Annotated in this window: 18 protein-coding genes; 9 read left to right on the forward strand and 9 right to left on the reverse strand. The window is 53.3% G+C overall.

Translation table 11 applies throughout. From position 1 onward, the window contains the following. Positions 1-44 precede the first annotated feature (44 nt). From V7775_RS17435 to V7775_RS17465, 7 genes are all read left to right on the forward strand, one after another. Complete coding sequence (locus V7775_RS17435; protein ID WP_335753197.1) at positions 45-431, forward strand: hypothetical protein; 387 nt, start codon at positions 45-47, stop codon at positions 429-431. Between the two features lie 120 nt (positions 432-551). Further along, positions 552-1,724, forward strand: coding sequence for a YHYH protein (locus tag V7775_RS17440; protein WP_335753198.1), 1,173 nt, complete (start codon positions 552-554; stop codon positions 1,722-1,724). Positions 1,725-1,794: 70 nt separating this feature from the next. Beyond that, positions 1,795-2,922 (forward strand): patatin-like phospholipase family protein, encoded by a 1,128-nt coding sequence (locus V7775_RS17445; protein ID WP_335753199.1) that lies wholly within the window; start codon positions 1,795-1,797, stop codon positions 2,920-2,922. Positions 2,923-3,014: 92 nt separating this feature from the next. Further along, entirely contained in the window at positions 3,015-3,917 is a 903-nt protein-coding gene (locus V7775_RS17450) for a LysR family transcriptional regulator (protein WP_335753200.1), read from the forward strand. A gap of 516 nt (positions 3,918-4,433) precedes the next feature. Continuing rightward, positions 4,434-5,162, forward strand: a complete 729-nt coding sequence (locus tag V7775_RS17455; RefSeq protein WP_335753201.1) for a serine acetyltransferase — start codon at positions 4,434-4,436, stop codon at positions 5,160-5,162. Beyond that, the gene (locus V7775_RS17460) at positions 5,162-6,049 is read left to right on the forward strand and encodes a VOC family protein (RefSeq protein WP_335753202.1); all 888 of its coding nucleotides are present in this window, start codon (positions 5,162-5,164) and stop codon (positions 6,047-6,049) included. The genes V7775_RS17455 and V7775_RS17460 overlap by 1 nt, the downstream gene beginning before the upstream one ends. A gap of 204 nt (positions 6,050-6,253) precedes the next feature. Further along, complete coding sequence (locus V7775_RS17465; RefSeq protein ID WP_335753203.1) at positions 6,254-7,396, forward strand: alpha-D-ribose 1-methylphosphonate 5-triphosphate diphosphatase; 1,143 nt, start codon at positions 6,254-6,256, stop codon at positions 7,394-7,396. 93 nt (positions 7,397-7,489) lie between these two features. On the opposite strand, the gene ccoS is transcribed toward V7775_RS17465, so the two are convergent. The 8 genes from ccoS to ccoN all read right to left on the reverse strand — a co-directional run bounded on the left by ccoS (position 7,490) and on the right by ccoN (position 15,133). Continuing rightward, positions 7,490-7,630, reverse strand: coding sequence for a cbb3-type cytochrome oxidase assembly protein CcoS (gene ccoS / locus V7775_RS17470; protein ID WP_335753204.1), 141 nt, complete (start codon positions 7,628-7,630; stop codon positions 7,490-7,492). After that, entirely contained in the window at positions 7,627-9,744 is a 2,118-nt protein-coding gene (locus tag V7775_RS17475; protein ID WP_335753205.1) for a heavy metal translocating P-type ATPase, read from the reverse strand. The genes ccoS and V7775_RS17475 overlap by 4 nt, the downstream gene beginning before the upstream one ends. Then, positions 9,741-10,193 carry a FixH family protein gene (locus tag V7775_RS17480; RefSeq protein ID WP_335753206.1) on the reverse strand — a complete coding sequence of 151 codons (453 nt, stop codon included), beginning with the start codon at positions 10,191-10,193 and terminating at the stop codon, positions 9,741-9,743. The genes V7775_RS17475 and V7775_RS17480 overlap by 4 nt, the downstream gene beginning before the upstream one ends. Continuing rightward, positions 10,190-11,596, reverse strand: a complete 1,407-nt coding sequence (gene ccoG / locus V7775_RS17485; protein WP_335753207.1) for a cytochrome c oxidase accessory protein CcoG — start codon at positions 11,594-11,596, stop codon at positions 10,190-10,192. Before ccoG ends, V7775_RS17480 begins: the two co-directional genes overlap by 4 nt. Positions 11,597-11,698: 102 nt before the next feature. After that, a complete protein-coding gene (gene ccoP, locus V7775_RS17490; RefSeq protein ID WP_335753208.1) occupies positions 11,699-12,562 on the reverse strand; it encodes a cytochrome-c oxidase, cbb3-type subunit III in 864 nt (287 codons plus the stop codon). Further along, a complete protein-coding gene (locus V7775_RS17495) occupies positions 12,555-12,773 on the reverse strand; it encodes a cbb3-type cytochrome c oxidase subunit 3 (protein ID WP_335753209.1) in 219 nt (72 codons plus the stop codon). The genes ccoP and V7775_RS17495 overlap by 8 nt, the downstream gene beginning before the upstream one ends. Before the next feature lie 11 nt (positions 12,774-12,784). Then, positions 12,785-13,510 carry a cytochrome-c oxidase, cbb3-type subunit II gene (gene ccoO / locus V7775_RS17500; RefSeq protein WP_335753210.1) on the reverse strand — a complete coding sequence of 242 codons (726 nt, stop codon included), beginning with the start codon at positions 13,508-13,510 and terminating at the stop codon, positions 12,785-12,787. Between the two features lie 9 nt (positions 13,511-13,519). After that, a complete protein-coding gene (gene ccoN / locus V7775_RS17505; protein WP_335753211.1) occupies positions 13,520-15,133 on the reverse strand; it encodes a cytochrome-c oxidase, cbb3-type subunit I in 1,614 nt (537 codons plus the stop codon). Positions 15,134-15,147: 14 nt separating this feature from the next. On the opposite strand from ccoN, the gene V7775_RS17510 reads away from it, so the two are divergent. Continuing rightward, positions 15,148-15,288, forward strand: coding sequence for a hypothetical protein (locus V7775_RS17510; RefSeq protein WP_335753212.1), 141 nt, complete (start codon positions 15,148-15,150; stop codon positions 15,286-15,288). Here V7775_RS17510 and fnrL read toward each other — a convergent pair. After that, the gene (fnrL, locus tag V7775_RS17515; protein ID WP_335753213.1) at positions 15,285-16,016 is read right to left on the reverse strand and encodes a transcriptional regulator FnrL; all 732 of its coding nucleotides are present in this window, start codon (positions 16,014-16,016) and stop codon (positions 15,285-15,287) included. The two genes, V7775_RS17510 and fnrL, sit on opposite strands and share 4 nt — an antisense overlap. Before the next feature lie 334 nt (positions 16,017-16,350). On the opposite strand from fnrL, the gene V7775_RS17520 reads away from it, so the two are divergent. Beyond that, a complete protein-coding gene (locus tag V7775_RS17520) occupies positions 16,351-17,322 on the forward strand; it encodes a PfkB family carbohydrate kinase (RefSeq protein WP_335753214.1) in 972 nt (323 codons plus the stop codon). Positions 17,323-17,351: the final 29 nt, after the last annotated feature.

Genomic DNA, 17,351 nt, shown 5'->3' on the forward strand with positions numbered 1-17,351 from the left:
TACTTTTGTAAGGGCGAATCAATCGCCTCACACAGGAGTGTAAGATGTTCACTAGAGACACCAAAACCAATAAAATCCCGATGTATCGTCCCTCGTTTCTGCGCAAAACGTCAGGCCAGCGAATTGTAACGATGACCACATTGGCAGCTATGTTTGCCATTGCTGTTGGCGTTGTAGCGGCACATGCCGATACAGCATCTAGCACCAGTGATTTACCACTTATCTTTGCCCAGCAGTCAGGGAAAAGTGGGTCAGGGGAACAGCGTGACCGCCCGCCACGTGAGGCGCTTGAAGCTTGCTCCGGTGCGAAAAAGAACGCTGCCTGCAGTTTTGCAGGCCATGACGGTGAGCAGTTAAAAGGTAAATGCGGAGCGCCAGAGGCGGGTGTCCCTCTCGCCTGTATGCCTGACAATTTGCCCAGCAAGGGCTAGCTGCTCATCTTGCCCGCGCGGATTGGGGAACACACCCCGCCTGCGCGGGCCCTTTTTCACGCGCACAGCAACACAGCGCGGAAATTGAACTTTTCTGATATCCCTGAAGTGGACCCACAAATGTATTGCTTACTCCCTATTTGGCGGCCACTTTTGGTCACAGCGGTCCTGACAATTCCGCAAACAGCGATAGCCCATCCTGACCTTGCCGAATTTGAAACCACGGCGTTTACCGAGGAGCCCTCGATTGTTGACTGCATTTTGGCAAACGGGGAGCAGTCAACGTGTTATGAAATTACTGTAGGCTACCTGCCTGAGGGGCTTGAGATTGGGCCGTTTTGTCCCCGTCACCTGAGTGACGAAGGCGGCATTTGGAATTGGACTGGTGAGAACGCGAAACTCTACCGAATTGACGAAAATTTCCTGCGGATGTTGGATGATTTAGGATATCGTTTCTTTGATGAGGACGGAACAGTCCATGTTGTTGATATCGCTACCCAGCAACCCAGCGTTGATCATGCATGTATCAATGTATCCCCTGCCAAAGATGTGACAATTAGCATGTTGTTGCCGGTCAATCCGGTTACGGCAGATCAGCCGACCCCGTTGGGGACTGTAGGCAAGGTCGGTGTGGCGCTGAACGGGGTGCCAATATTCTCCGACGCGCCAAGTATTCAGCAAACGGGCCACATGCCTGCACTTGATACCTGTGGCGGTCACATTGATCCGGGCGGTTGGTACCATTGGCATGCAACCTCAACCGATATTGAAACAACTTTCGAGGCAGCAAATGTAGAAGCGACTTGCGCGCTTGAGCAAAGGAGCTCGGCGTTGTTTGGGTATGCTTTTGACGGGTTTGCAATGTATGGCAGTACAGATTCAGATGGCACAATGCCTGTTTATCTAGACGCATGTAATGGTCATGTCGGGCGGACTATCCGAGGTGCGGATTACCACTATCATGCTTCAGAAGATTTTCCGAATTTGCCTCCTTGTCTGACAGGTGTTCAAGCGACTGATAACTTTTCTACAACCGCTACGGCTGGCATCGGTGCGATCCGCGCCGGAGAGGACGGGCGCAATGAGCCGCCACGCCCTGACAGCGGTGGACAAGGCCCAATGCCCCAAGCTTTTGATGATGCGGCTACTGCACTGGGCATTTCAATTGATACGTTGATGGAGGCATTGCATTCTTCCGGTCAGGGGCATCCCAATTTGGCTGTGGCTGCACAGACCCTCGGTGTAACCGAAGACGCATTGCGGGCCGTCTTGCCACCCCCTCCCGAGCAATAGTGGAGGAAATGATCGCCCGCCTCACTTGGATGTGACCACGGGTGCCATAAACGAAATGACAGGACTTTAGATGAAATATGCGAAACAACGGGCCCCTCGCCTGAACCGCAGGTGTGTGCTGGCAGGGTTTGCAGCGACAGCCCTTACCGCTTGCACCAGTGCGATTGAAACACCTGTGTTGACCTTGCCGAAAACGGCACAAGACCCGTTAGCGCATATTCGGCTTTCTGCAACTGCGGGGGCTGATGAATGGGCGCGCCATCTGCATCAGACAGGTTCGAGCAAGGAGCCCTGTGTCCTCGCCTTGTCTGGCGGTGGAGAGGACGGTGCCTTTGGTGCCGGAGCATTGGCCGGATGGTCCACCACAGGCAAACGCCCCCAGTTTGATATTGTCACTGGGGTGTCTACTGGAGCGCTGATTGCCCCGTTTGCGTTTCTGGGGGCAGACTATGATGACGATCTGCGTCGCGTTTTTACGGGGCATGACGCAGATGATATAATGACGTTCAAACCGCTTCATGTGCTGTTCAGCGATGCTCTTTATGACACGACGCCACTTGCTAATTTGATAGCCGAGTTCACACCCCCAAGGTTTATGCGCGCCGTTGCTAAACGTCACATCGCCGGAGCGCGGCTGTTTGTTGTGACATCTGATCTTGATCGTGCACAAGGCTCTGTCTGGGACATGGGTGAGATCGCAAAATTGGGCCAATACGATCTGTTTCGCGCAATTATGCGCGCATCTGCGGCGCTGCCGGGCATGTTTTCGCCTGTCGAACTTAGATATGCGGTGGATGATGTAACATACTCTGAAACGCACATTGATGGTGGCGTACATATGCAGTTTCTTGCGGTGCCAGAATACGCCTATCTGTCACCAAACAAAAAAGCATCGGGTGGTGAAATGTATCTATTGATCAACAACACGCTTGATCCTGCGCCCGTTGCGGTTTCGCGTTCGGCACTGGGGATCTCCCAACAGGCGTTGACCACAACGGGCCGCGCAACTGCGCAAGCAGGGGTTACAGCCACACAAATGTTTGCCCGTGCAAATGGCATCGATCTATCGGTTGCTTCAATCGATGCTGATGCAGGGATCGTTTATGATGCATCCGACCGTTTTTCTTCACCCTATATGATTGCACTTTATCAACACGGTTTGGCGCGCGGAAAGGATCATACATTGTGGTCAAGATAACCAATCCAGCTATAGCGGATAAATGTACCGCTGCACGATTATGGTGCGTCTCATGCACTGATCAGCCCGATACGTTGCAAAGGAACGCGTAAATGCCAGATATGGAACCAAAACAAGCCGCCTGTTTCCGCGCCGCAATTAACGCGGGATCAGTCAGGGCCGCCGCTGAGCAGATGGGGTTAGAACCCTCAACGGTGAGCCGAAATATAGCGGCGTTGGAAAAGGTGATGGCAACCACATTGATTGAGCGAGGAAGGCATGGCGTCCGGTCGACCGATGCGGGTTCGTTGTTGCTGTCCTATCTCAAGCGGCGCGAAGGAGAGTTTGATCTGTTGCGTTCGGAACTTGATGCGCTTGCAAATATGACGCGTGGTAAAGTGGTGATCGCTGTAGGTGAGGGATTTGTTGGAGATTTCTTTGACAGTGCGCTGGCCAGTTTTAGCGCGCAGTTTCCTGACATTTCATTCTCGGTGAACGTTGGGTCTACCGATTATGTGATGCAGCAGGTTATTTCTGAACAGGCCCATTTGGGAGTGGCATATAATGTCGTCAAAGACCCTGGGATCAGAGTAGAATCTGCCGTGTCACAACCTCTGATCGCGTTGGTTCAGCGGGGAGGGATTTATGACAGGGAAACGCCCCTTGATATAGCGGCCCTTTCAAAAATTCCCTGCGCAATACCACCTAAAACCTTTGGCATCGGCGCGATGATTGTAGCTGTTGAGACGAAATATGCGGTACGGCTGCGGGGCTGTGTCGAAACAGGGTCCATCGCGGCGCTTAAGGCATTTGTGCGTAATGATATGGGGTGCACCATTTTGCCGCGCTTTGTGGTGGAGACTGAACTATCGGATGGTACGTTGAGTGCCCATAAAATCGCCTCCGACGTATTTTCTAATGGCGTCTCTTCACTGATCCGCAAGGAGGGAAGGAGGCTGCCACAGGCCGCCAGCCTGTTACTCACTCAATTGCGGAAGATGTCGGCGTTTTCCTAATCCGGCCTGCGTTGCATAACGCGCAGTAAGAATACTCATTAAATGAAATTCTTTGGCACCAGTTTATACGGTGTCACATCTGAAAACCGGATGTGAATGGAGCGCGATTGTACGGATTGGGTTTATAAAATGCGGGATCATGGGCGGTCAGACGACGGAGCAACTGGGGGTGCGCTCACGTATTGTGATCCAATTCTGAAACGTTGGAAATGGGGCGTAACTAGATGCAACCACGGCCCAAACATCAGCCGCATAGGGGGATAGCGTTGATGGCATCATTCCATCACTTACTATAGCAGTGATTTTTGAGATCATCTCATTTGAAGATGAGACCGTCACTTCAGCCTTGGCCAATGGTATTGAATTTGACTTAGTTAGCGCGGTTCGCTGAATTCCGGATTTGGGTGCTATGATGGCGCGGATTGACTGATGGATTATACCTCTGCAAGAAACGTCTGACTTGACAGCGCGCCAAAATAACCCATCGCTTTCGGTTATGTTTCATATAGGTGGTGAATGATGCTTGTTGATGATGTTACCCGTTTGCTTGAGACTTCGCCGCAAGTTGCTGCGGTTCTGGGTCTTGAACCGTTTGAGGGGTTTGCGCAGATGGCGGGCGCGCTGTTTGCAAGTTTGTGCAACAGACCCGCTGTGGGAAACATTGTCACAGACACCTACGCAAGCAATCCCGAATTGGTGGATATCTCATGCCACGATATTGCTGAAACCGCCCGCCGCAACTTTGAACCCGGCGGAGCCCCGTCAGCGATCCTGTTTTCTCGGGGTATCCATGCAATCATGGGCCACCGTGTCGCGCATCACCTTTGGGCTGAAGGAAACACCGATCTGGCCCTCGCTATGAAGGCTACGTTTGGCCGGGCATTTTCGACCGATATTCACCCTGCAGCACGTATCGGCGCAGGAATATGGCTTGATCATGGATTGGGGTTTGTTGTGGGGGAAACATGCGAGATTGATGAGGATGTATCGATTTGGCATAATGTGACGTTGGGCAGCTCGTTAAATGACAGCGGCCCGCACCGCCATCCGCGTATCGGGCGCGGGGTTGTCATTGGTGCAGGGGCGACTTTGTTGGGCGGGATCACTGTAGGTGCAAACGCGAATATCGCGGCAGGCGCGATTGTTGTTCAGGACGTGCCGCAGGGCGCTTTGGCTGTTGGAACAAAGGCCACCGTGCGCGGGACAGCAAAGGTTAGCTTTAGCGGTTCAGAAGGAATTATTTGATGAATGCATCCTTTGGTATTGATCACCCGTTGCTTGCGACCCACGATATTGAGGGCCTGCGGGCACGGTTGATCGCGATGGGGTTCAACATGACCGCTGTTGGAAAACACCCGTGGGGCACCAGTACCAGCCTAGCAATGTTTGACGGCTGCCTGCTTGAGATCATGGGCATTTATGACGAGACGCTGATAGACGAAGTCCCCGCAGGTGATTTCAGATTTGGGCGACACATTTATGAGCACCTTCAAACACGAGAAGGTGTTGCGCTGTCTGCGTTGCACAGCACAAATTCGCGTTCTGATGCCGAGCGGGCAGAGGCCCTTGGCCTAACCGTTGCAGGGCAATTGGAATTTGGGCGGGATGTGGCGCTGCCAGACGGAACGGCGGGACGCACAAAAACAACGCTTGCACTGCTCCCCCATGCAGCCTTTCCGAGGTTGTCATTTTTTCTGTGCCAGCAGCATCGCCCCGATCTCATTTACGTACCTGAATGGCTGTTACACCCAAACAAGGTGAACGGTATTTGCGGGGTCAACATTGTAGCGAATGAGGGCAACCACCGTGATCTCAAACGCTTGTTTGGTGGGCTGTATAGTGAGATCACTGAGGGGGCGGGTGGTTTTGAATGCCAAACTGCCAATGGTGTCATGCGCGTTATGACCAAAGAAGCGTTTGAGGAACGCATTGGTCCTTTGCCAGATGCGGTTCTGCAGGACCAATCACCTTTTGTCGCGGGCATGGATCTGACGATGTCTGACACACAAGTGATGGCCACCTTCCTTGAACGTTCAAACACGGCCTTCCGCAACATAGATCAAGGGTTTGCGTTGAGCGATCCGTCACTTACCGCGAACACGGTATTGAGGTTTTTGATGCACAGCGATTGACGCCAACTATCCACTTTTCTCTGTTTCACGGACACTTCGAAAGGTGGGCACGGGCGAATGTGCGCACTTTATTTGCTGTTTCTGGGCCATCCCAATGACAGCTCATAGTACGTCTGCGTTTGGTGGGACAAAAAAGACAACATCACGTCAAAAGTTTGATATCCACGGTAGAAGTATTCCTTTGGCCTAGGCGCGTGACACCACATGACAGAGCAAATTTTCGCCAACGCCAAGCTGATTTTGGCGAATGAGGTGATCCGGGGGTCCTGTAGGATTCAGGACGGTATTATCACTGATATTGATAGCGGAACTTCGGTTCCTGTTGGGGCGATGGATCTTGAGGGTAATTACCTCGCGCCGGGGCTGGTTGAGCTACACACAGACAATCTCGAACGCCATCTCGCGCCAAGGCCAAAGGTGGATTGGCCATACCGCGCGGCAATTTTGGCGCATGATAGAGAACTGGTAGGGAGCGGGATCACAACAGTATTTGACGCAATTCGGGTAGGTACAATTCTGTCAGGTGCAAACAATCGGTACGGAAAATATGCGCGTAAGATGGCGGACGAAATCCTCGCCATGCGCGAAACGGGCCTGCTTCGGATCAACCATCATATTCATCTGCGTGCTGAAACCTGTTCAGAAACCCTAATTGATGAACTGGCCGAATTTTCGGCAGACGACCGGATCGGGATCGTCTCGATGATGGATCATACACCCGGTCAGAGACAATTTTCGGATGTAGCAAAATTTGAAACCTATGTGCGTGGAAAATACAGTTTTAGCGCTGAGGAGTTTCGCGACCACATCGAACTAAAATACGAGCTTCAGGCCCGGCTGGGTGCCAAGCACGAAACCGTCACAGTGGATGCAGCAAAAAGGTTGGGCGCAACATTAGCAAGCCATGACGACACGACAAAGGAGCAGGTGGCAGCCAGTCATGGATACGGTGTCACTGTGGCAGAATTTCCGACCACCGCAGCAGCCGCCAATGCGTGTCATGCCCATGGTATCGCAACGATAATGGGTGCGCCAAACTTGATCCGCGGTGGATCGCATTCCGGCAATGTTGCCGCGTCCGAGCTGGCACAGCTAGATCGTTTGGATATTCTCTCGTCGGATTATGTGCCTTCGGGCCTATTGATGGCGGCGGTGCAACTTGGCGAAATTTGGGGTGATATGGCACGTGGCATCAGAACGGTCACTGCTCATCCCGCCAAAGCTGTCGATCTTGTTGATCGCGGAAGCCTGGCGCCCTCGCAGCGCGGGGATGTCATCCGGTTTGCTTTGTTGGACGGCATGCCTGTTCTGCAGGAGACCTGGTGCGCAGGGCGTCGTGTTTTTTGACGCGGACAGCGGTATGTAGGTCGTCTGAAAATGCACAAGGCTGAGATGTATGTGCGGTAACACCTTCTGTTAAAAAAATTGCCACCGACAGATTTAATCGTCATCCAACAGAATGCGCGCCGCATTGCCGCTGTCATCATCGTATTGATCTGACCGGACAGTCCAGATGAAGGCGGCAAGGCCTGCACCACCAAGGATCAGGGAAATCGGGATCAAGATCACAAGAATATTCATTGAATGAACCTCATTCGTTGCGCGTTTGCGAGGACGGTTAGGGAGGATAAAGACATTGCCAGTGCCGCCGCAAGAGGGGTGGCAAAACCTGCAAGGGCAATCGGAACCGCAATACAGTTATAAACCGCGGCAATAGCAAAGTTTTGTTGAGACAAGCGCCGCGTAGCGCGTGCGACACGGATGATGAGGGGCAGATCAGCAAAGCTGTCCTTGAGGATCACAATATCTGCGGCATTGCGGGAAGCCTCAAGCGCGGTTGAAGGCGCAATCGATGCATGTGCCTTTGCCAAAGCTGCCGTGTCATTTAGGCCATCACCAACCATAAGGACGCGTTCCCCCTCATCGCTGAGTGTTTGCAGACGGTCAATCTTTGCTTGGGGTGAGGCATTTGAGATGACAGGTAAAGATAATTTTGCAGCAAGCGTTTGGGCGGGCAGGTCTGTATCGCCAGTAACGATCTCACAAGGAAGATCAAGTGCACCGATGGCCTCGGCCACACCCGCCCGCAAGGCTTCGGGTACTTCAAGCGGTAGGGCAGCAGCATCGCCAACGCGCAAACACAAACCGCTATGTTGCGCGCCCAACCATGGGCCGCGGCCCAGTTGTACGGTTTGTCCTTGATAGATGCCACTCACACCTTGGCCTGCGATTTCTTCGATGTTGTCAACGGCGGCGGCTGGAACATCAGTGAGTGTGTTCACAAGGGCGCGCGACAATGGGTGGAAAGAAGACTGAGCAAGCGCCTTTGCAACGCTTTTTTCCTCCTTGGTCATGTCGATAGGGAGCTGCACGGTGGGGCGGGTCAGCGTGCCTGTTTTGTCAAAGACAATGCGGGTGACTTCGGCCAAGCGTTCCAGTGCTGTTGCGTGCCGAACAAGAAATCCCGCGGAAAACAGGCGGCTCACCGCAGCGGTTGAAACCGCAGGCACGGCCAACCCCAATGCACAGGGGCAGGTGATGATCAGGACCGCAATTGCGATGTTTAAGGAATGTCGGAAATCGCCTGTGGCAAACCACCAGCCCAATAGCGCCACCAGCGCCAAAGTGTGCACCGCAGGAGCGTAAATTTGGGCAGCGCGATCAGCCAGTGCAGTATAGCTGTTGCGGGCGTTTTCGGCAGTTTCAACCAGCTCGGCCATGCGCCGCAGAGATGTGTCCGCGCCTACGGTCATCGCGCGCAATCGAAGCGGGGCGGTGAGGTTGATTTCACCCGCCTGCAAAATGTCGCCAGATTTCAACGTGACCGCGGCGCTTTCTCCGGTAAGGACCGAACGGTCCATCAATGCATCAGCAGACAGCAACACACCGTCAACAGCCACACGCGCGCCAGTTGGAACCAGAATGATGTCTCCAACTTCCAGATCGGTTACGGCAACGGTTTTTGTCTCATCACCAGTTAGGCGTTCAGCGGTGTGAACCTCCAATGCGGTCAGTTCACGTGCGGCAGACCGTGCAGCGCTGCGTGTTCGGTGGTCCATGTAACGACCGATAAGCAGGAAGAACGTCAACGAAAGAGCCGCGTCAAAATAGGCTTCAGTGCCACCTTGAAGAGTTTCAAATAGAGACATGGCTGACGCAAGCAGGATCGCCAAAGAGATTGGGACGTCCATATTCAATCGGCGCACCCGCAACGCAGACCACGCAGAGCGGAAAAACGGCTGACCTGCATAAAGGACAACAGGCAAAGCAATGGCCGCCGAAATCAGATGGAACAGATCACGTGTGGAATCGGTTGCCCCTGACCAGATCGCAACCGAGAACAGCATGACGTTCATCATCGCAAAGCCAGCAACCGCCATGCGTGTCAGCAGCGAACGCCCCACACTATCTTGCGCCACCTGAAGGGAAGCTGAATCTAGCGCAAAAACCTCAAACCCCAAGTCTTCAACTGCCGTCAAAACCTGATCAGGATCAACAGGGCCTGTGATAGACAGGCGTTTCATCGATAGGTTCACACGTACTGACAGAACACCATTCAAATGGGCCAACCCGCGTTCGATTTTCCCGATGCAGGCGGCACAGTGGACGCTGGGCACGGAAAATTGCAGCGCGGGGCCGCTTGCGGTTTCCAGTGCAAGCGGCGCTGCAGAGCAGGCAGGGCAGGCGGCAGTCACTTGGCCACCGTTACAATGATACGCTGCTGAAACAGATCACCATTTGCGCCGCGTGCACGAATGCGCAGGTTCCAGTTTCCAGCGCCGCCTTGCACAATTGCGTGCAGCGCATGACCGTCAAATTCGAATTGGGGTGTTTGGTCTTGTTGGACATTTGTCGCCCGACCAAAAGTCACTGTTTCAATCTCAGGGCTGATGGGGCGACCATCTTCCAAAATAGTAAGCGTCAGTTTGGTACCTTCCAACGCGGCAGACACATCCCAGTTCAGCGCGAGTTGCGCCTCACGGTCTTTGTCAAAGGTTTGGCTGGCCACGTAAGAGTTGGAAACTTCCAAACCTGGAAATGTGCGCACGGCATTAAATGCGAGCACCAAGTTGACCGAGATAATGACGCTAAATGCGAGGACGAAGACGGTTGCGACGTGCCAACCTTTGATCTCTTTGGTCATTGTACTCTCCCATTAAAGGATGTGGCCCTACTTGCGCGGTCACCCGTTGTTAAATCCTCAACCCAAAGACGCAGGTCTGTTGTATGGGTCGCCGCCGCCGGATCTTGGGGGCGCGCGGTTACGTATACCTGTTGGCTAAGGGTTGTATCGGCTGGCACCGTAAAGGTCAGGCTCAAATCCTTGCCTGGCAACTGAATGCGCAGAATGGAGTCGCTTGTAAGGCTCATGTGGAACTCCCGTTCCTCGCTGGATTTGTTGCGCAGACGCACGTCATAGATGTTCCGGATGCCCCCGTTTGATTGCAAGACATAGGTTGGATTGCGCACAGGGCTAACTGTTAGTTCTATATCAGAGCGGATGAACAAGGCATAGACAAGACCCAAGCCAATCGCGGACCACATTGCGGTATAGACCAACGTGCGGGGCCGGAAAATGTGACGCCACAAGGCACGCGGTGGCTTCCCTTCTCGCTCGGCAGGTTCATCAGTTAAGGCCATATAATCGATCAAGCCGCGCGGCTTACCGATTTTGTCCATCACATCATCGCAGGCATCGATGCAAAGCGCGCATGTGATGCACTCCATCTGTTGGCCGTCACGGATATCAATGCCCATGGGACACACATTTACGCAGGCCATGCAATCGATGCAGTCACCTGCTGTTTCATCACGGGGTTTGCCGCGCGGTTCTCCGCGCCAGTCACGGTAGGTGACGGTGATTGTGTCTGGGTCCATCATGGCGGCTTGGATGCGCGGCCACGGGCACATGTAGATGCAGACCTGTTCGCGCATGAACCCGCCAAAAACGAATGTGGTCAATGTGAGGACAGCGATGGTGATATAGGCGACTGCGTGGGCTTGGCCATTTACCAGATCAACCAGCAGGGTAGGTGCATCTGTGAAATAAAACACCCAGGCACCGCCCGTCGCCATCCCGATGAGCAGCCAAACGGTCCATTTGAGGATCCGTAGACGCCATTTTTTGAAGTCCCATCCGGCGTGGTGCAGTCGCACGCGAGCGTTACGGTCGCCCTCAATCCAACGCTCAACCAATATAAACAGATCGGTCCAAACCGTCTGGGGGCACGTATAGCCACACCAAACCCGCCCTAAGGCGGAGGTGAACAGGAACAAACCCAGTCCGGCCATGATCAATAAGCCCGCAACAAAGTAAAATTCGTGCGGCCAGATTTCGATCCAAAGAAAATAGAAACGCCGATTCGCCAGATCGATCAGCACCGCCTGATCAGGAAGGTTGGGGCCCCGGTCCCAGCGTAAAAATGGCGTAAGGTAATAAATACCGAGCGTTAACCCCATAATCCACCATTTTAGACGGCGGAAGGCGCCGGAAACACGGCGGGGGAAAATCGGTTCGCGGGCGCTGTAAAGGGAGGGAGTAGACATGAGAAACCTTTTGCTGATTTCTCTACCTAGATCGGCGCAAGGGTGGTCGCGTTGATCTGGATCAACAATGCCCCTCGAAAGGGGCATTGTTGGTTTTAAAGCTTATTCACCGCCGCCAAGGTTGTGAACGTATACCGCAACTGCGCGCACATCCTCATCCGACAGGCGTTGCCCCCATGCGGGCATCACGCCAAAGCGCGAATTGCGAACTGTTTCAGCCAGAGTCGCAGGATCGCCGCCATAGAGCCAGATCGCGTCGACAAGGTTTGGCGCGCCTACTTCGCGGTCGCCTTTACCGTTTTCGCCGTGACATGCGGAGCAGTTATCTTCAAAGATCGTAGCACCTGCGGCCACCAATGCGGCATCTTCCACTGGGCTAGATAGGCTGCTGACATAAGTAACAACCGCATCGATCTCTTCGTCACTTAGGATTTCCCCAAATGCAGGCATCTCGGACCAGCGTGCATCGCCGTCGGTTTCGTTGCGAACACCGTGATCAATAGTGGCAGAGATGGCATCAAGATCGCCACCCCACAGCCAATCATCATCACGCAGGTTTGGATAGCCTTTGGCGCCCGCCGCACCAGAGCCGTGGCACTGGCTACATTGCGCCCGAAACACAGAACCGCCGCGCGCAACTGCGTAACGGTGCAGATCGTCGCCCGGTTGGAGGGTAGGCAAATCAGCCGCTAGTAAATCAGCGACAAGCGCTGTGTTTTTTGCTTCATGTGCAGTGATGTCTTTGGCAACCTCACCGCGTGTGGAATAGCCCAGCAAACCGGAAGTCGCGCCAGAAATCATTGGCCATGCGGGATAAGCAATCGTATAGGCAATGGCCCATACGATACAGGCATAAAGCGTGTACAGCCACCAACGCGGCAGTGGGTTATTAAGTTCTCGGATGCCGTCCCACTCGTGGCCAGTTGTTTCGACGCCAGTGGCGTCGTCCAGCTTTTTATCAGTCATGGCTCTTTGCCTCCATGTTGCGGGACATGCCCTTGGGTCCAAGTCCGGCGGAGTCTTCACCGTCTTTGCGAAAAGGGATCATGCTTGCTTCTTCACGTGCACTGCTTTGGCTAGGCAGAAAGGCCCAGATTGCGGCGCCAGCGAAAAAGCCGAACATTGCTAGTAAAATCCAGCTGTCGGCCAGTTCCCTAAGAAATGAATAGGTGTCCATGTTTTTGTCTCCTATCGGCTGGCGTCAGGGGTGAAGGTGGAAAAGTCGACCATCGTACCCAAAACCTGAAGATATGCGATCATGGCATCCATCTCGGTCAGATCGCTCTGACCGTCAAAATTACCAACTGCCGCACCGGGATAGCGTTCTAACAAATCATCCCAATCCGCGTCTGGATCAGCCTGAGCTTGGAAGTCGCTATACGCGGCTTCGATCTGCTGATCGCTGTAGGGAACGCCAACCATGCGGTGCGTTTCAAGCAAGTCAACGATATATTCCCCATCAATTTTTGTAGACGCCAGAAATGCGTATTTTGGCATGACGCTTTCGGGTACGACAGATTGCGGGTCTGTCAGGTGATCGGTATGCCACGCATCCGAGTAACGACCACCAACACGTGCCAGATCGGGCCCTGTCCGTTTAGAGCCCCACTGGTGCGGGTGATCATACATTGATTCCGCTGCCAATGAGTAGTGACCGTAGCGTTCAACCTCGTCCCGCATCGGCCGGATCATCTGGCTGTGGCAGACATAGCAGCCTTCGCGCACATAGATGTCACGTCCGGTGAGTTCGAGAGGGGAGTAGGGGCGTACGCCCTCTACTTTCTCAATTGTGTTCTCCAGCCAGAACAGCGGGGCGATTTCAACAATCCCACCAATGGTAACCACCAGCAAAGAGAAGGTCAGCAGCAGCGTAGGGCTGCGTTCAAGGATGGCGTGTTTATCCAGAAATGCCATATTCTTATCCTATTCTGCAGGTGTTGCGTTAAGACGAGCAGGAAGCTCTGTGGTGGCTGGCTTGCCGGCGCGGATGGTCATCCACATGTTCCAGCACATCACAAGCGCACCAGAGAGGAACAAGACTCCGCCCAAGCCGCGTACAACATACATCGGGAACTTGGCGCTGACGGTGTCCGCGAACGAGTTGACGAGGAAACCTTGGTCATCAACTTCGCGCCACATCAGACCTTCCATGATGCCCGATACCCACATGGAGGAGGCGTATAAAACGATCCCCAATGTCGCGAGCCAGAAATGCCAGTTGATTGCCGCCATAGAGTGCATCTGCTTGCGACCCCACAGCCGCGGCGTCAGGAAGTAGAGCGCACCAAAGGTGATCATCCCGTTCCAACCAAGCGCACCAGAGTGTACGTGGCCAATGGTCCAGTCGGTATAGTGCGACAGTGAGTTCACAGCGCGGATCGACATCATCGGACCCTCAAAGGTGGACATGCCATAAAAACCAAGGCTGAGAACAAACATCCGCAAGATCGGATCGGTGCGCAACTTGTCCCACGCGCCTTGCAGCGTCATCAGGCCGTTGATCATACCACCCCAGCTGGGCATCCAAAGAACAATTGAGAACACCATACCAAGGGTCGCAGCCCAGTCAGGCAAAGCCGTATAGTGCAGGTGGTGTGGACCCGCCCAGATGTACAAAAAGATTAAGGCCCAGAAGTGGATGATAGACAGTTTGTAGCTGTAAACCGGACGCTCGGCTTGTTTTGGCACAAAGTAGTACATCATGCCCAAGAAGCCGGCAGTCAGGAAAAAGCCAACGGCGTTGTGGCCGTACCACCACTGCGTCATCGCATCCTGCACACCCGAAAAGAGCTGAACAGATTTGCTGCCGAAGATGCTGACTGGGATGCTAAGGTTATTAACCAAATGCAACATCGCAACCGTCACGATAAAGGCGAGGTAGAACCAGTTGGCAACGTAAATGTGTTTTTCGCGCCGTTTGATGATCGTGCCCATAAAGACGACCAGATAAGTTACCCAAACGATGGTGAGCCAGATATCTACGTACCATTCAGGCTCGGCGTATTCTTTGGACTGTGTTGAACCCAACAAATAGCCAGTTGCCGCAAGAACGATGAACAACTGATAGCCCCAAAAGACAAACCAGCCTGCTTTTCCGCCCCACAGCCGTACACCGCTGGTGCGCTGAACTACGTAAAAGGATGTCGCGATTAGGGCGTTGCCTCCGAAGGCAAAGATAACCGCACTGGTGTGCAGTGGCCGCAGCCTGCCAAAGTTGGTGAAGGGCTGGCCCCAATCAAAATTGAGTTCGGGGAATGCCAGCTGAAACGCGATAAACGTCCCAACCAAGAAGCCCGCAATACCCCAGAAGGCCGTTGCGATCACGCCTGCGCGGATCACCCCGTCTTCATATAGACCTTGGGAATCATTAGCGACAACCGGTTCATCCGTTTGGCGCAACACACGAACAAACATGAACGCGGCGATCAGCATGATCAATACGGCATGAAGTTGGTAGGCTGGATCGCGTGCCCAATCACTGGCAAGTGCCGCAAAAAGCGTCACAAATCCCAGGAGCACAAGTTTTACATAGTTCATTGAGTACCCTCGCAATGGCAACACGGCACGGCATGCGCGTGTTGTTCTTGGATGGGGTTCTAGGTCAGGCGGCAGAACGCATCTTTGATCTGGATCAATCCCTGACCAGATTAAGTAATAATACTTGGATGAATTTCAAGTCTGTTGGGTCTTAGCTGCCAAAGCCTTGGTCGCTGTCGTCGCCCGAAGCCGCGTGCAAAGCAGGAAGATCTTTGACTGCGATATATTTGCGGTCGCTAAATTCAATGACCCCTTGTTTTTTAAAGGCGTTGAGCTGTCGGCTGACAGTTTCCAATGTTAGCCCCAGAAAGTTGGCGATCTGGTCACGGGTCATCGACATCGGCAAGATCATGCTGGATCTTTTTTCGTCGGGTTCTGCACGGCGCGCTAGCATCTCTAAAAAGGTAGCAATTTTCTCGCGGGCGGTTTTGCGGCCCAGCAACAGCATCCAGTCTCGTGCGACGTCGAGCTCATCCAGTGCGAGTTCCATGAGGCGCTGGGTCAGATGGGGTGTTTCGCGCACAAGCGTTTCAAAGGGTTTGCGGTCAAAACAACAAAGCGTAACATCTGTGGTGGCCGTAACGTCAAAATCGATTTTGTCCCGGCCGGGTCTCCCGATGAAATCGGAGGGCAGTAACAAGCCAACCATCTGAGTGCGGCCGTCTTCTAAAGTTTTGGATAGGGCTGCTACACCTGTCACCAACGAAGCTACATAACCCAACGGCTCGCCGCGCCAAAAGATGACTTCGCCAGCTGAAAAGCTGCGATAGGTTTTGATGTTTTCCAACATATTGAGTTCGCCAGTATCACAGTGTGAACACACGGCCCGATGTCGAATCGGGCAGTGACTGCATTGGAAATCTCTAAGAATCGGAAGCGTCATAATTTGATCTACATCAAAGTTGTTTCTTGAAACTTTACTATAATTCGCGACCGCAAAAGAAGCGACAGTATTCGGTTGGGCGCGTCAATATTGACCATGTGGTAAGGCGGGCGTGTGTGTTTGCCGCCGAATTGGTGTTGGTTTTCAAGTGTTTCCAGTAGCAGGTCCCGAACGTGCGGTCTTGCGGCGAAAAGGCGCGCGATTATTGACGCGCGTAAAAATATGTTCAATCTACCACCATAGGCTGATGACTTGAGATTTAAATCGGGTTATAAAATATGCCAAATACACCGATCTGTCGCGCGTAACTTTTTCAGCAAAGGCCAGCACGTAAATGTCAAAGCATGCTAAACCCGTTATCGCAGTCGGCGGTGAAAACCTGATCGACAGTATGCACACTTTCGATTCTGAGGGTGTAGCGCAAGTTACTCACAAGATTGGTGGATCTCCTTATAACGTTGCCTTTGCCCTCGCGCGTCAGGGTCAACGCACGCATTATCTCACACCAGTCTCAACCGATGAGTACGGTCAACAGCTCGCTGCAAACCTTGAGGCTGAAGATGGCGTCTTGGCGGGTGGGCGGCGTGATGAGCCAACAACAGAGGCCGTTGTTACGCTAATTGATGGCATTCCAGAGTATGTGTTCCACCGCGAAGGCACCGCAGAGCGATGCGTAACCGCCGAAAGTCTTTGTGCATCATTGGCGGATGAAGCGGTGCATTTTCATGCGGGTTCTTTGGCGTTTGCAGGGATTGAGGATGGTGCGGCATGGGAGGCGGCGTTCAATGAGGCCATCGCACGGGGGATGACAACGTCTTTTGACCCCAACATTCGTAGCGCCTTGTTGGAAGACCCTGTCCAGTACCACGCTCGTGTTTTGCGGCTTTTGAAAACAGCCACCATCGTGAAATTGAGCGATGAAGACCTTGAATGGATTTACCCTGAACTGTCTTTGGAAGAGGGAATGGAAACCTTGCTTTCGATGACAGGGGCTAAGCTGATCGCGTTAACAAAAGGGCCGGACGGGGCGGAGGGCTGGACACCGTCGCTATACTGCGCTGTGGAGAATCCGGTTATTGAGGTTTTTGTTGATAGCGTTGGTGCTGGCGATACGTTTATGGCCACGCTGGTTTCAGGCCTTGCTGACGCGGATGTGCTAAATAACAGCGCACTGGAAAAACTTACAAAAGACGCGTTGCAACAGCTCTTGCGGCGCGGGGTTCAGGCTGCATGCCTTAACTGTGCAAAAGAAGGGTGCAACCCTCCAACTGCAGACGAAATTAATCAGGCCTTGGCCAAGGCTTGAAGCGGTTGGGCCTAATTATTGCACCTATT

Source organism: Sulfitobacter sp., from assembly GCF_036960155.1.
In the GTDB taxonomy this organism is placed as follows: Bacteria; Pseudomonadota; Alphaproteobacteria; order Rhodobacterales; family Rhodobacteraceae; genus Sulfitobacter.

Excerpts from the sequence above, each read along its gene's own strand:
- V7775_RS17435 (WP_335753197.1), top strand. The coding sequence starts at position 45 with ATGTTCACTAGAGACACCAAAACCAATAAAATCCCGATGTATCGTCCC.
- V7775_RS17440 (WP_335753198.1), top strand. The coding sequence starts at position 552 with ATGTATTGCTTACTCCCTATTTGGCGGCCACTTTTGGTCACAGCGGTC.
- V7775_RS17445 (WP_335753199.1), top strand. The coding sequence starts at position 1,795 with ATGAAATATGCGAAACAACGGGCCCCTCGCCTGAACCGCAGGTGTGTG.
- V7775_RS17450 (WP_335753200.1), top strand. The coding sequence starts at position 3,015 with ATGCCAGATATGGAACCAAAACAAGCCGCCTGTTTCCGCGCCGCAATT.
- V7775_RS17455 (WP_335753201.1), top strand. The coding sequence starts at position 4,434 with ATGATGCTTGTTGATGATGTTACCCGTTTGCTTGAGACTTCGCCGCAA.
- V7775_RS17460 (WP_335753202.1), top strand. The coding sequence starts at position 5,162 with ATGAATGCATCCTTTGGTATTGATCACCCGTTGCTTGCGACCCACGAT.
- V7775_RS17465 (WP_335753203.1), top strand. The coding sequence starts at position 6,254 with ATGACAGAGCAAATTTTCGCCAACGCCAAGCTGATTTTGGCGAATGAG.
- ccoS (WP_335753204.1), bottom strand. The coding sequence starts at position 7,630 with ATGAATATTCTTGTGATCTTGATCCCGATTTCCCTGATCCTTGGTGGT.
- V7775_RS17480 (WP_335753206.1), bottom strand. The coding sequence starts at position 10,193 with ATGACCAAAGAGATCAAAGGTTGGCACGTCGCAACCGTCTTCGTCCTC.
- ccoG (WP_335753207.1), bottom strand. The coding sequence starts at position 11,596 with ATGTCTACTCCCTCCCTTTACAGCGCCCGCGAACCGATTTTCCCCCGC.
- ccoP (WP_335753208.1), bottom strand. The coding sequence starts at position 12,562 with ATGACTGATAAAAAGCTGGACGACGCCACTGGCGTCGAAACAACTGGC.
- V7775_RS17495 (WP_335753209.1), bottom strand. The coding sequence starts at position 12,773 with ATGGACACCTATTCATTTCTTAGGGAACTGGCCGACAGCTGGATTTTA.
- ccoO (WP_335753210.1), bottom strand. The coding sequence starts at position 13,510 with ATGGCATTTCTGGATAAACACGCCATCCTTGAACGCAGCCCTACGCTG.
- ccoN (WP_335753211.1), bottom strand. The coding sequence starts at position 15,133 with ATGAACTATGTAAAACTTGTGCTCCTGGGATTTGTGACGCTTTTTGCG.
- V7775_RS17510 (WP_335753212.1), top strand. The coding sequence starts at position 15,148 with ATGGCAACACGGCACGGCATGCGCGTGTTGTTCTTGGATGGGGTTCTA.
- fnrL (WP_335753213.1), bottom strand. The coding sequence starts at position 16,016 with ATGACGCTTCCGATTCTTAGAGATTTCCAATGCAGTCACTGCCCGATT.
- V7775_RS17520 (WP_335753214.1), top strand. The coding sequence starts at position 16,351 with ATGTCAAAGCATGCTAAACCCGTTATCGCAGTCGGCGGTGAAAACCTG.